Source organism: Streptomyces sp. NPDC006134, assembly GCF_040628835.1.
In the GTDB taxonomy this organism is placed as follows: domain Bacteria; phylum Actinomycetota; class Actinomycetes; order Streptomycetales; family Streptomycetaceae; genus Streptomyces.
Genome location: NZ_JBEXTV010000018.1, coordinates 63,640 through 76,449, shown reverse-complemented (window position 1 = coordinate 76,449; position 12,810 = coordinate 63,640). Strand labels below are relative to the sequence as shown.

12 protein-coding genes are annotated in these 12,810 nt (G+C 72.5%); 6 read left to right on the top strand and 6 right to left on the bottom strand.

Translation table 11 applies throughout. The features are described from left to right. Positions 1–75 precede the first annotated feature (75 nt). The gene (locus ABZ340_RS14480) at positions 76–1,530 is read right to left on the bottom strand and encodes a citrate:proton symporter (protein WP_358782094.1); all 1,455 of its coding nucleotides are present in this window, start codon (positions 1,528–1,530) and stop codon (positions 76–78) included. 179 nt (positions 1,531–1,709) lie between these two features. Then, positions 1,710–2,327, bottom strand: a complete 618-nt coding sequence (locus ABZ340_RS14475) for a TetR/AcrR family transcriptional regulator (protein ID WP_358782093.1) — start codon at positions 2,325–2,327, stop codon at positions 1,710–1,712. 224 nt (positions 2,328–2,551) lie between these two features. Between ABZ340_RS14475 and hmgA the strand changes: the two genes are divergently transcribed. From hmgA to ABZ340_RS14460, 3 genes are read left to right on the top strand one after another with little or no spacing between them, the layout of a single operon-like run. Beyond that, positions 2,552–3,955 carry a homogentisate 1,2-dioxygenase gene (hmgA, locus tag ABZ340_RS14470; RefSeq protein WP_358782092.1) on the top strand — a complete coding sequence of 468 codons (1,404 nt, stop codon included), beginning with the start codon at positions 2,552–2,554 and terminating at the stop codon, positions 3,953–3,955. Between the two features lie 28 nt (positions 3,956–3,983). Then, a complete protein-coding gene (locus tag ABZ340_RS14465; RefSeq protein WP_358782091.1) occupies positions 3,984–4,733 on the top strand; it encodes a GntR family transcriptional regulator in 750 nt (249 codons plus the stop codon). A 22-nt stretch (positions 4,734–4,755) separates the two neighbouring features. Continuing rightward, complete coding sequence (locus ABZ340_RS14460; RefSeq protein ID WP_358782090.1) at positions 4,756–5,922, top strand: type ISP restriction/modification enzyme; 1,167 nt, start codon at positions 4,756–4,758, stop codon at positions 5,920–5,922. A gap of 64 nt (positions 5,923–5,986) precedes the next feature. Here ABZ340_RS14460 and ABZ340_RS14455 read toward each other — a convergent pair whose 3' ends face one another. Further along, positions 5,987–6,733, bottom strand: coding sequence for a TetR/AcrR family transcriptional regulator C-terminal domain-containing protein (locus ABZ340_RS14455; RefSeq protein ID WP_358782089.1), 747 nt, complete (start codon positions 6,731–6,733; stop codon positions 5,987–5,989). A gap of 63 nt (positions 6,734–6,796) precedes the next feature. Between ABZ340_RS14455 and ABZ340_RS14450 the strand changes: the two genes are divergently transcribed. Both ABZ340_RS14450 and ABZ340_RS14445 read left to right on the top strand, forming a co-directional pair. Continuing rightward, a complete protein-coding gene (locus ABZ340_RS14450; protein ID WP_358782088.1) occupies positions 6,797–7,783 on the top strand; it encodes an ATP-binding cassette domain-containing protein in 987 nt (328 codons plus the stop codon). Beyond that, positions 7,780–8,562, top strand: a complete 783-nt coding sequence (locus ABZ340_RS14445; RefSeq protein WP_358782087.1) for an ABC transporter permease — start codon at positions 7,780–7,782, stop codon at positions 8,560–8,562. The genes ABZ340_RS14450 and ABZ340_RS14445 overlap by 4 nt, the downstream gene beginning before the upstream one ends. A 165-nt stretch (positions 8,563–8,727) precedes the next feature. Here the strand turns inward: ABZ340_RS14445 and ABZ340_RS14440 are convergent, their stop codons facing one another. After that, a complete protein-coding gene (locus ABZ340_RS14440; RefSeq protein ID WP_358782086.1) occupies positions 8,728–9,792 on the bottom strand; it encodes a DMT family transporter in 1,065 nt (354 codons plus the stop codon). 146 nt (positions 9,793–9,938) lie between these two features. Here ABZ340_RS14440 and ABZ340_RS14435 point away from each other — a divergent pair, with 146 nt between their 5' ends. Beyond that, positions 9,939–10,391 carry an Lrp/AsnC family transcriptional regulator gene (locus ABZ340_RS14435; protein ID WP_358782085.1) on the top strand — a complete coding sequence of 151 codons (453 nt, stop codon included), beginning with the start codon at positions 9,939–9,941 and terminating at the stop codon, positions 10,389–10,391. 241 nt (positions 10,392–10,632) lie between these two features. Here the strand turns inward: ABZ340_RS14435 and ABZ340_RS14430 are convergent, their stop codons facing one another. Further along, positions 10,633–10,902, bottom strand: a complete 270-nt coding sequence (locus ABZ340_RS14430; protein ID WP_358782084.1) for a hypothetical protein — start codon at positions 10,900–10,902, stop codon at positions 10,633–10,635. Between the two features lie 604 nt (positions 10,903–11,506). Next, entirely contained in the window at positions 11,507–12,313 is an 807-nt protein-coding gene (locus ABZ340_RS14425) for an SGNH/GDSL hydrolase family protein (RefSeq protein ID WP_358782083.1), read from the bottom strand. Between the last annotated feature and the right edge of the window lie 497 nt (positions 12,314–12,810).

Sequence of the window (12,810 nt, the reverse complement as noted above, 5' to 3'; positions counted from 1 at the left end):
CCGGACCGGGGGTCCGGGAGGCCGGACCGGGGGTCCGGGAGGCCGGACCGGGGGTCCGGGAGGCCGGACCGGGGGTCAGACGATGCCGAACAGGACGGCCGCGCCGAGGACGGCGAGGCAGGTCAGCGCGGCCCACTTCACCACGAACCTGGTGTGGTCGCCGAACTCGACCTTGGCCATGCCGACGAGGACGTAGACGGCCGGGACGAGCGGGCTCGACATGTGCAGCGGCTGGCCGACGATGGAGGCGCGCGCGATCTCCAGCGTGGAGACGCCGTGGGCCTGGCCGGCCTCCGCGAGCACCGGGAGGATGCCGAAGTAGAAGCCGTCGTTCGACATGAAGTACGTCAGCGGGATGCTGAGCACGCCGGTGACCAGCGCCATGTGCGGCCCCATCCCGTCGGGGATGTTGTCCACCAGCCAGGTGGCCATGTGGTCGACCATGCCGGTGCCCTGGAGGACGCCGGTGAAGACGGCGGCGGCGAAGACCATGCCGGAGACGTTGAGGACGTTCTCGGCGTGTGCGGCGATCCGGGCCTTCTGGTCGGGCATGTGCGGGAAGTTCACGGTGAGGGCGAGCGCGGCACCGAGCAGGAACAGCACCGGGATCGGCAGCCACTCCATGATCATGGAGGTGAGCAGGGCGACCGTGAGCAGCGCGTTGAACCAGTACAGCTTGGGGCGCAGGGTGGGCCGGTCCGGGTCGATGCCGTGGAGTCCGTCGCCGGGGTCGGCGTCGTCGTGCGGCGCGGGGTCCGCGGCACCGGAGCCGCCGGTGCGCGCCTCGCCCTTCCCGGCACCGGCACCGGCAGCGGCACTGGCACCGGCACCGGCACCGGCACCGACCAGCACCGTCTCGGTCTCCTTCTCCTCCTCCTTCTCCTTCCCCTCCGCGAGGGCCTCGTCCAGCGTCAGCACGCCCAGCCGCCGGCGCTCGCGGACACCGAGCACGTAGGCCAGGAGGAGGACGAAGAGGAGGCCGACGGCCAGGGCCGGGATCATCGGGACGAAGATGTCGGCGGCGTCCACCTTCAGCGCGGTGGCGGCGCGGGCGGTGGGGCCGCCCCAGGGGAGGGTGTTCATCACGCCGTTGGCCATCGCGGCGACCCCGGTCATCACGACCAGGCTCATCTTCAGGCGCTTGTACAGCGGGTACATCGCCGAGACCGTGATCATGAAGGTGGTCGAGCCGTCGCCGTCCAGGGAGACGATGGCGGCCAGTACGGCGGTGCCGACGACGATGCGCATGGGGTCGGCCTTGCAGAACCTCAGGATTCCGCGGACGACCGGATCGAAGAGGCCGACGTCGATCATCACTCCGAAGTAGATGATCGCGAACATGAGCATCGCCGCCGTCGGGGCGAGATCGGTCACGCCGTCGACGACGTAGTCGCCGAGGTGGGCGCCCTTGCCGACGAGCACGCAGAACAGCGCGGGAATCAGCACGAGCGCCGCGATCGGCGACATCTTCTTCAGCATGATCAGGACCAGGAAGGTCGCGATCATGACGAAGCCGAGGATGGTCAGCATGAGTGGACACCTAACGTTCGCCCTTGAACATCCCACCAGGGCAGGCGGTGCGACGACGTTAGGTGCCCTCCAGCAGCGTTAACAAGATGTTGACACGCGAGCAATAAGCGCAAAACTCCAGGTCACAGCCGCGTGCACGCCGATCCGGCCGTCGGGGCGCCAGTCCGGTACCCGCCCCGTCAGTCCAGTACCCGCCCCAGATACGCCCGCAGCAGCTCCCGCGCCTCCTGGATGATCTTCTCGTCCCCGTCCGGCGCGACCCGGAAGGCGAGGTGCACCAGGGTGTCGGCGGTCTCCACGGCGACGAGGAAGGCGCGGCGCAGATCGTCGTCGGGCTCGCGGCCGACGTGGCCGGACAGCAGTGCGGTGAGGCGGTCGGCGACGCGGTGGTTGGGCTCGGCGTGCCGGGCGCCGACCGGTATCTGGTTGCCGAAGTCGACGAGCGAGAAGCCGGGCGCGGACCGCTTCATCGCCAGGTACTCGTCGAGCACCGCGTCCAGCGCCGCGCGCCAGCCGCCGTCGCCGGCCTCCTTCAGCCGCTCGGTCACGCGCTCCGCGTACCGTTCCAGGTTGCGCTGGGCGAGCGCGTCGGCCATCTGCCGCTTGTTGCCGAAGAAGCGGTACACCGAGCCGATGGGCACACCGGCGCGCAGGGCCACGGCCCGGGTGCTCAGGGCCTCGTAGCCGACCTCGTCCAGGAGGTCGGCGCAGGCGTCGAGGATCCTGGCCAGCCGTTCGGCACTGCGCCGCTGTACGGGGGCACGGCGGAGTGATGTCGCGTGGGGCACGGTCCTCATGATGCCTTCTCGCCGCGGCCGGGTGAACCGTGTCTCCCGGTACGGGCCGGACGCCCGCGGCACTCACCCCGCCCACCACGCGGCATCCGTTCCACCCACCGCCCGCACACCCCTTGCGCACGCGAGGCTCCCATTCCTACGGTGATACATAGGAATCCGTCACGGAGCCGGCCGGCATCGGCCGGCGGCCGTCGGCGTGTGGTGCGGGTGGCGAGGGAGCGATCATGGGCGATGGGGGTACCTCCCGCGCGAGCGGGTTCGAGCGTGGGGGAGCGCGGAAGACCGCGGAGCGACTGACACACCTGTCGCATCCATCGCATCTGTCTTATCTATCCGGTTTCGGCAACGAGCACAGCTCCGAGGCCGTACCGGGCGCCCTGCCCGAGGGCCGCAACTCGCCGCAGCGGGCGCCCCTCGGCCTGTACGCGGAACAGCTCAGCGGCACGGCGTTCACCGAGCCGAGGGCGTACAACCGGCGCTCGTGGCTGTACCGCATCCGCCCGTCGGCCGCGCACCCGGCGTTCACCCGCACGGACAACGGCGCGATCCGCACCGCGCCCTTCACCGACACGGTCCCCGACCCCAACCGCCTGCGCTGGAACCCGCTGCCCGAACCGCCCCCCGGGACGGACTTCCTGGCGGGCCTGTGGACCCTCGGCGGCAACGGCGACGCCACCCAGCGCACCGGCATGGCCGTGCATCTCTACCACGCCAACGCCTCGATGGACCGGGTCTTCGGCAACGCCGACGGCGAGCTGCTGATCGTGCCGGAGCGCGGCGGGCTGCTGCTGCGCACCGAATTCGGCCTGCTGCACGCCGAGCCGGGCCATGTGGCGCTGATCCCACGCGGGGTCCGCTTCCGCGTCGAGCTGCTCGACACCGCGCCCGACGGCGGGCAGAGCCCGGCCGCCCGCGGCTACGTCTGCGAGAACTACGGCGCCCCCTTCCGCCTCCCCGACCTCGGCCCGATCGGCGCCAACGGCCTCGCCAACCCGCGGGACTTCCTGGCCCCGGTCGCGGCGTACGAGGACGTCGAGGGCCCGGTGGAGGTGGTCAGCAAGTTCTGCGGCAACCTCTGGACGGCCACCTACGGCCACTCCCCCCTCGACGTCGTCGCCTGGCACGGCACCCACGTGCCGTACGTCTACGACCTGCGCCGCTTCAACGTGCTCGGGACCATCTCCTACGACCACCCCGACCCGTCCCTCTTCACGGTGCTCACCTCCCCCTCCGACACCCCGGGGCTCGCGGGCGTCGACTTCGTCGTCTTCGCGCCGCGCTGGCTGGTGGGCGAGGACACGTTCCGGCCGCCGTACTTCCACCGCAACGTGATGAGCGAGTACATGGGCCTGATCGAGGGCGCCTACGACGCCAAGGCGGAGGGCTTCGTGCCGGGCGGCGGCTCGCTGCACAACATGATGTCGGCGCACGGACCGGACCGGGAGACGTTCGACAGGGCGAGCGCCGCCGAACTGAGGCCGCAGAAGATCGACGACGGGCTGGCGTTCATGTTCGAGACGCGGCGGCCCGTGACCCTCACGCCCCAGGCGGCCCGCGCCGAACACCTGCAACAGCGCTACGACGACGTCTGGCAGGGCCTGGAGCGGCACTTCCGCCCCTTGCCCTGATCCCTCCCCCGCAGGTACGGATGGTCCCGTGACCTCCTTCGCCCCGGACTCCCTCGTCCTGAACCGCAAGCTGCCGCTGTGGTACCAGGTCTCGCAGTCGCTGCGCGCCTCGATACTCGGCCGCTCGCCCCGGGACCCGCTGCGCCTGCCCACCGAGGAGCAGCTGGCCGGGCACTACGGCGTGAGCGTGCTGACCATGCGGCAGGCGCTGAAGGAGCTGGAGGAGGAGGGGCTGATCAGCCGCCACCGCCGGCGCGGCACGTTCATCGAGCCGCACGCCCGGCGGGGCACCCCGGTACGGCTGCTGGGGTCGGTGGACGCGATCGTGGCCCAGCAGTCCGGCATGGTGACCGAGCTGCTGGAGCACGGCAGCGGGCCGGTACCGGCGGAACTCGCCGAGTACTTCCCGGATCTGGACGAGACGGCGACGTACCACCGGCTGCGCCGCGACGAGAAGACCGGTGAGCCGACCAACCACGCCCGCAACTGGATCCGCCCCGAACTGGCCGCGCGCATCGAGCCGGACGACCTGGCCCGCCGGCCGATGACCAAGGTGCTGCGGGACGTCGCCGGCGCGGACATCAGCCGGATCACGGACACCGTCCAGGCCCGGCTCGCGGACCCGGAGACGGCACGGCTGCTGCGGGTCCCGCTGCTCAGCCCGATCCTGCACTACACGGGCGTCACCTACGACCCGGACGGGCGGGTGCTGGACGTGGCGGTCATCCACTACCGGGGCGACCGCTTCTCCTTCTCGGTCACGCTGGATGCCACCTGACGCCCTCGCGCACCGTCGTACGATGCCCGGCGTGACGTACGAGGACACTCCGCTGCTGGCGGACCTCATGCCGTGGTCCGTCGCACCGCCGCGGCTCGGCCGGAGCTGGCCCGCGGGCCCCGACCCGGCGTCGCTCAGGTCCCGTTGGGACGCCTTGGTGAAGGCGGAGGGGCCCGGACGCGAGGTCCTGTTCGAGCCGACGCGCTCGCGCACGCTGCACACGGCGGTCGGGCAGCTCCCGGGCCGGGGCGGCGGCACGGAGCGGCTGGCGCGCGCCACGGGCCCGTGCCCGGAGCCGGTCCGGGTGCTGTGCGCCCCGTTCGACGAGCAGTGGCTGATCCCCGACCACCGGCTGATCGACGCGGCCCGCCCGGAGCTGTGGCGGGTGGCGGACGAGCGGCAGATCTTCGTCTTGGAGACGCCCGGCCCCTCCCCCGCTCCCGGCCCCCTCCTCCTCGCCACCTCCCTGCTCCCGCTGCTCCGCCCCGGCCGCGTCCGCCCGCTCTACCGCCGCCCGGGCGGCACGGAGCCCAACCTGGCCCCCGGCCTCCTGGACCACCTCGCCGCCCGCCTCGGCCACACCCCCGCCCCGCCGGACGTGCTGGCCTGGATCGTGGCGGCGGCCCGCCCGGGCCCGCGCGTCCCGCTCACCGCGGACCCCGCCCTGTGGGCCCACGGTGTCGCGCTGGGACACCGCGCGCTGTGGCTGATGCGGCGCGACGGCGAGCGCCCCAAGCTGCCCGGCGGGCGCCGCCCGTACGTCCGCGCCCCGCTGCCGCCGCGCCCCCGCGCCCTCCACTACGACCGGGACGAGGAGACGCTCCACCTCGGCGAGGGCCGCATCTCCCCGGTGCCGGCGGACGCCTGGGACTTCGAGGCGGGCGGGGTCCGCGTCCTGGAGCGGTGGTTCGCGGCCCGCACCGCCGGGGGCGAGCCGGGCACGCTGGCCGCGATCGGCCCGGCCGGCTGGCCGCAGACCTGGACCTCGGAACTCCTGGAGCTCATCACGGTCCTCGCGCTGCTCGCCGAACTCCGCCCGTCCCTGGACGCGTTGACGGTGACGGAACCGGTCACCGCGGCCGAGCTGCGCGCGGCGGGAGTGCTCCCGGTGCCGGAGCGGGCCCGCCGGCCCGCCTCGGTGCTGGACCACCAGGAGGAGGGCCCGGAGGGGCAGTTCGCGCTCCTCTAGGGCCGACGCAGTTCCAGGAGCGACACAGCCCCAGGACCGACGCCGCCCCGGCGACGCCCCTGCCCTAGGCCCTGTCGTCGCCGGAACCCGGCGGGCACCGGCCCGCGGGATCGAAACCGTCGAGCACCCGTCCCAGCATGCGCTCGAACACCGCCTCCAGGTCGATCGGCCCGGCGTCCTGCAGGAAGGCGGCGGCCAGGCGGGGATAGGCGCCGCCGGCCACCTGGCCGCCCAGGTAGGCGGCCCGCACGGCGTTCTCCTGTTCCTCCGACCACGGCAGCGACCGGGTGCGCTCCGCCGTGGCCAGCTCGTTCGCGGTGTACATGGTGACGCAGCCGTTCAGCATCGCGACCAGCTCCATCTTGGTGCCGTAGGGCGCGTCGAACGGGTCGAGGCAGGCCATGCAGTGCTCCAGATAGCGCAGGGCGTTGGGGCCGAAGCCGTACGCCGACGACATCAGGCGCGGCAGCCACGGGTGCCGGCGCATCAGCGCGCGGGTCTGCCGGGCCACCCGGAGCATGTCGGCGCGCCAGTCGCCCGAGGGCTCCCACAACTCGTGCTCGCCGGCGACGGCGTCCACCATCAGCTCGTACAGATCCTCCTTGCGGGGGACGTAGTTGTAGAGCGACATGGTGCCGCAGCCCAGTTCGGCGGCGACACGGCGCATCGAGACCGCGTCGAGCCCCTCGGCGTCGGCGATCCGCACCGCCGCCGCCGCGATGTCGGCGCGGGTGTACGCCGGGCGGGGCCCACGGCCCGTGCGCTCGGGGCGCGCCCAGATCACTTCGGGTACGGCCGCTCGGCCCGCCATCGGTCATCACCTCTCGCCCCATCCTAGTTACGTACACCGTACGTAGTGCGCTATGGTCGCCTCATGACTACTACGTACGCTGTACTTAGTGAAGGTCTGGAGAAGCGGTTCGGCCGGGTCCACGCGGTGCGCGGGCTGGATCTCGCGGTGGCCGCGGGGACGGTCTGCGCGGTCCTCGGGCCGAACGGGGCGGGCAAGACCACGGCCGTCCGGCTGCTGACGACGCTGCTGCGGCCCGACGCGGGCTCCGCCCGGATCGCCGGGCACGACCTCGTGCGGGAGGCCGCCGCGGTACGCCGCCGGATCGGCGTCACCGGGCAGTACGCGTCGGTCGACGGCGACCTCACCGGACGGGAGAACCTGCGGCTGTTCGCCCGGCTGCACCGGGTGCGCGGTCCGGCGGACCGGGCCGCGGAACTGCTCGGCCGCTTCGGGCTGACCGAGGCCGCCGACCGGCCCGCCTCCACCTACTCCGGCGGCATGCGGCGGCGGCTCGACCTGGCCGCGAGCCTGGTGCGCCGGCCCGACGTCCTGTTCCTGGACGAGCCGACGACCGGGCTGGACCCGGCCGCCCGCAACGACATCTGGGAGGCCGTGCGCGAGCTGACGCGGGAGGGCACGACGGTGCTGCTGACCACGCAGTACCTGGAGGAGGCCGACCAGCTCGCCGACGACGTCGCCCTGGTGGACCGGGGGCGGGTCGCGCACACGGGATCACCGGCGCAGCTCAAGGCGGTGATGGGCACGCACGCCGAGGTCGTCGTCGCCGACGCGGACGCCATGGTGCGGGCGGCGGCCGTCCTGGACCGGATGACCGGGGCCGAGCCGTCGTTCGACCGGGACCGCAACGCGGTCGGGGCGGTGACCCGGGACACCACGCTCACCCTCCCCCGCCTGGTGCGCGAACTGGACGCGGCGGGCGTGCCGCTGCTCGACGCGAGCCTGCGGCCACCGACCCTCGACGACGTCTTCCTGCGGCTCACCGAAGGCACGGCCGCGGACGGCACCACGGACGGCACCACCGGCGGCGACGAGGAGCGTGCGGCATGAGCTCACTGGTGTACGACGGCACGGCGATGCTGGGCCGTCAGCTGCGGCGGGCGCGGAACAACCCCGGCCTGCTGATCCTCACCCAGACGATGCCGGTCACCATGCTGCTGTTCTTCGGTTACGTCTTCGGCAGCGCGCTGGCGATGCCCGGCGAGGAGTACCGCTCCTTCCTGGTGCCGGGCCTGCTGGTGGCGACGGCCGCGAACGGGATCATGACCGGCATGTTCCAGGCGGCGCAGGACGTCCACCGGGGGGTGACGGACCGCTTCCGCGCGCTGCCGGTGAGCCGGGCCGCGGTGCCGCTCGGCCAGGCGGTCGCGGACGTGGTGGTCACGGCGGCCGGGACGGTGCCGCTCCTGCTGGTCGGGCTCGCGGTGGGCTGGCGGATCGAGGGGAGTGTGCCGCAAGCGCTGGGCGCCCTCGGCCTGTTGCTGCTGTTCCGGTTCGCGACGACGTGGGCGGGGATCTTCCTGGGCCTGCTGACCCGGAACGAGGAGGCCGCCGGGCAGCTCGGCGGCGCCACGTTCCTGCTGCCGCTGCTGTCCAACGCCTACATCCCGGCCGACGGCCTGCCGGGCTGGCTGCGCACGGTCGCCGAGTGGAATCCGATCAGCGCGGTGGCGACGGCGCTGCGGGACCTGTTCGGCAACGCTCCCGTGCCGGAGGGGGCCGCCTGGCCGGTGGCGCATCCGGTCGCCGGGTCACTGGCCTGGTGCGCGGTGCTGCTGGCGGTGTTCACGCCGCTCGCCGCACGCCGGTACGCGCACGGCGGGCGGTGACCGGCCGGTTCCGGGCGCATCGGCCGTGAGCGCCGCCGACGCCCGCCGGGCTCGACCATGGTGAAGGCCGCCGGTGAAGGCCACCGGCGAACGGGCGGGGCCGGGCCGGACGACCGTCCCGGCCGGGTCCCGCCCGGCCCTGCTCCGGGCCGGTGCACCCGGCGGCTACCGAACCCCGTCGTGCACGTCGTGCACTCCGTACGCGGCCGGTGCAGCCGCTCCGGGCTCGCCCGGCACCGGCACCGCCGGTCCCGCCTGCCCTGCCGGTCCCGCCTGCGCCGCGGCCCGGGCGGCCACGGTCCCGGAAGGCTCGCTTCCCCCCGCGTCCGGCTTCGCCTCGGCGCCCCGCCCCCGCTCGACCATGCCCAGCGCCACCCCGATGACGATGATCACGCCGCCCGCCACCTGGGCGAGCCGGATCGTCTCCCCGTTGATCACGACGGCGCCGACGACACCGAAGACCGGGACCAGGTTGAGGATGTTGACCGCGACGCTCGACGCCATCCTGCGCAGGCCGTAGTTGTAGAGCAGGAAACCGCCGACCGAGCACGCCACGGCCAGGTAGACCAGCAGCGACGAGGCGGTTGCGTCCGGCATCCGCCAGTCGCCGGCCTCCAGCAGGGACGCGAGCAGGAAACCGGCCGCGCCCGCCAGGGTCTGGTGGTAGGTGACGCTCATGGCGTCCTGGCCGGCGCTCGCCTGCTTGCCGAGCACGTTGTAGCCGGCCCAGGCCAGCCCGCCGAGCAGCAGCAGGACGTCCCCCAGCCAGCGCGAACCGCCGCCGACCTCGGCCCCGTTGCGTACGACGAGGAAGGCACCGGCAGTGGCCAGCAGCACGCCCGCCACCCTCGGCAGCGGCATCCGGGTACGGAAGAGGACCAGCTCCACCAGCATCGTCATCAGCGGGTACGTGGCCACGATCAGCGACGCGTCGGAGGCCGTGGACAGGTCGACACCGACGTTCTCCAGGATGAAGTACACGGTGATGCCGAGGAACCCGCTCAGGTGGAGCTGCCGCCGCTGCCGCGGGTCCGGCCGGGCCGGGCGGCGCCGGCTCAGCCGTACCGTCACGCCCAGGAGCAACGCCGCGAGGGTGAACCTGATGGCGCCGGTGCTGAGCGGGCCGACGTCCTCCAGCACCCGCTTGGTCACCGCGTACGAACTGCTCCAGAACAGCGCGGCCGCCATGACCGCGCCCACCGCCCACACCGTGGGCCTCCGTTCACGCATAGCCCGTCGCCCCTTTCCTCCACCGGCGCCGACGTTCCCACCGCCATCGAACGAACGTCAGCCAACTAGGCTGGAGGCTAACAACATCATCGAAGGTGATGCGAAGAGTCCGAATTACCTTCGGAATCCGGTGGGATGAGGCAGGCATGGACGAACTAGATTCGGCGCTGGTGCGGATGCTCCAGGAAGACGGTCGGCGCACCAACCGGGACATGGCCGAGGAACTCGGCATCGCCCCGTCCACGTGTCTGGAGCGCATCCGGTCGCTGCGCAGGAGCGGCGTCCTGACGGGGTTTCACGCGGAGGCGGATCTCGCGGCCATCGGCCGCGGGCTGCAGGCGATGATCGCCGTACGGGTCCGCCCGCCGACGCGTGCGGTGATCGAGGACTTCCAGACCTTCCTGGAGGGGATGCCCGAGGTCGTCTCGGTCTTCACCCTCACCGGGAACGACGACTTCCTCGTACACGTCGCCGTCCGGGACACCGACCATCTGCACGCGGTGGTCCTGGACGAGCTGACAAAGCGCCCGGAACTGGCCGACGTCCGGACGTCGGTGGTCTACAGGCACCTGCGCAAGAAGGTCATCGGCCCGATGTGACACCGGAGCGGGCCCCGCTCACGGCGGCGTCCTCGCGGGCGGAGCCGGGGACGGGACCGTCGGGGCCGTGGGGCCGTGGAGGCCGTGGGAGAAGGGTGCGGCCAAGGCGTGGGGCGGGCGGCCGGGCGTAGAACATGCCCGCGCTCGGGAACACACCGGGGCGCCGCCGCGTGCCGTGGGGATGACGGACGACGTGTACGCGGCGCCGAGCCGGAACGGTGTGATCGCCGGAGCGCGGGCCTCAGTTGCCGCCGAAGAGCGAGCGGCGCAGTCGGCGCAGTGGCGCGAAGAGCGAGACCCGGCGCACCTGCGCACCCCGGCTGCTGCGCCGGTGCGCGGGCTCACGCGCGGTCAGCTCACGCATCAGCGAGGTCGCCTCCAGCGTCTCCCGCTGCGGAAGGGCGGGCCCTCCGAGCACTGCGAGGTGGCGGTCGAGGCGCGAACTGGTCGCACTGCTCCCGCAGGTGATCGCAGGGACCCTGGCCCTGCTGCGCACTGTTATCTGTTCCATGTCACTCCCCACCCGTACGAGTCCACCCGGCCCGGGCAGGCTAACCCTATCGCCCCAGGGCGGCACGCGTGTATCGCGGTCGCGGGATTCACCTTCCCCGCAAGGGGGTTGACGATTACTCTCCGAATCCAAAGTGCTTCGGGGCGAGTTGGACAACGGCCTGGCCGGCGGCCCGTGTCGTTCCTTCGCCGGGGCCCGTGGTCACGGCCAGTGACGCGGCGGGCGGGCCGGTCCGGGACGCCGGCCAGGCGTGTCGCCGGCACGGAAGCCCAGGTCGCGCGGTGGTATGCCGGGGCGTGCGCGCGGCAGCCGGTGGACACGGCCTCCTCTGCGGGCCGTCGCGTCCGCCGCGGGGTGAGGCCCGTGCGCCCCTCCGGCGCCGGGGCGCCCGCTTCCCCCGCCGCCGCGCCCCGGGCACCCCGGGCCGTGTGCGCCCGTGCGCCCTCCGCGCCGGGAACGTGGGCGATCTCACTCCCTCCGGAACACGCGAAGGAGGGAAGACCCCGGCCGGCAGGGCCTTCCCTCCTCCCTTCCTCCTTCCTTCCCCCCTCCTCTCCCCTCTCCTTCTCCTTCCGCTTGGGACTTTCCGTGCCGCGGTGACGGCTCAGGCGGCGCTGTCGAGCACCGGCAGGTAGCCGCCGGACTGGCCAGCCGCGGTCGGGTGGTACGAGTCGCCGATGTTGAGCCAGTTGACGCTGTGCAGCCAGGAGCTGCCGGAGCAGATCTCGTGGCCGGTGAAGGGGGGACGTACGTCGCCGAAGGTGAAGCCGTGGTCGGCGACGCGCTTGGCGATCGCGGCGTTCAGGTGGTCGGACGCGTCGTTGATCGCCTTCCGCTTGGTCTCGGAGAGGCCGAGACAGGACGTGCCGAGCTTGTAGAAGCGGGGGTAGCCGAGGACGACGACGCGGGCGTTGGGGGCCCGGTCGCGGATGGCCGAGTAGACGCTGTCGAGCCGCCCCGGCAGCGTGGAGTCGACGTACGCCTTCGCGGTGGCGATGCGCGACAGGCAGGCGCTGTCGGACTGGAGCACACAGGTCGTCATGACGTCGGCGAAACCGGCGTCGTTGCCGCCGACGGTCAGGGACACCAGGCCCGTGGAGGAGCCGAGCGGGCCGAGCTGCCCGGCGAGAACATCACTCGTTCGGGCGCCCGAGCAAGCGGTGAAATGGAATGCCGAGGGTGAATGGGCGGCGGCCCACAGCTGGGGGAACGCCTTCGTACTGCGCTTGCAGTCGCCGCTGGAGGAGATGTAGCTGCCCGCGCCGACCCCGGAGGAGTAGGAGTCGCCGAGGGCCACGTAGTCGCCGGATACGGCGGTGGGGGCGCCCTGCGCCGCCGTGGCGCCGGCGAGGGCGGTGCCGGCCGCGAGGGCGAGTGAGGCCAGGAAGCCGGCAATTCGGGAACGTCTCATGGAACCTCCCTTTAGCAGGATCTCTGCCTCAACCGTCGTAGCAGCGGGACGTGTTGACAGGAAGTGTCCATGCCAAAAATGACTATGGTCATTCAAGAACGAACGAAAAAGTGACGGAGCGCAGACCTCGTCTTGACGGTGCGTACGGGACTGAGCGACATTGAAGCCCGGCATCCGGCGCTTCGGGGGGCAAAGTCGGCCATGCATGGCATAGGCAGCGGACGCGGCCCGACGGTGGCGGCGACCGCACCGGTCGCACGGTCCACGAACCGGCCCCGCCGCGCGGACGGATGGCCGATGACCGGCAAACCAACAAAAACGTGAGGCCTCGTTACAGGTCTTGCCATAGAGGTTCAATCGTCAATACCGTCATACATCTCACTCGCACCGGTCCGTCGGCACACGGCTCTAGGGGAGGGCTCAAGGACCGCGACGGCCCGTGCGGGGCGCGGTAGGGGGGGGCCGAGCTCGGTGACCGCACCACGTGACCGAGCCGT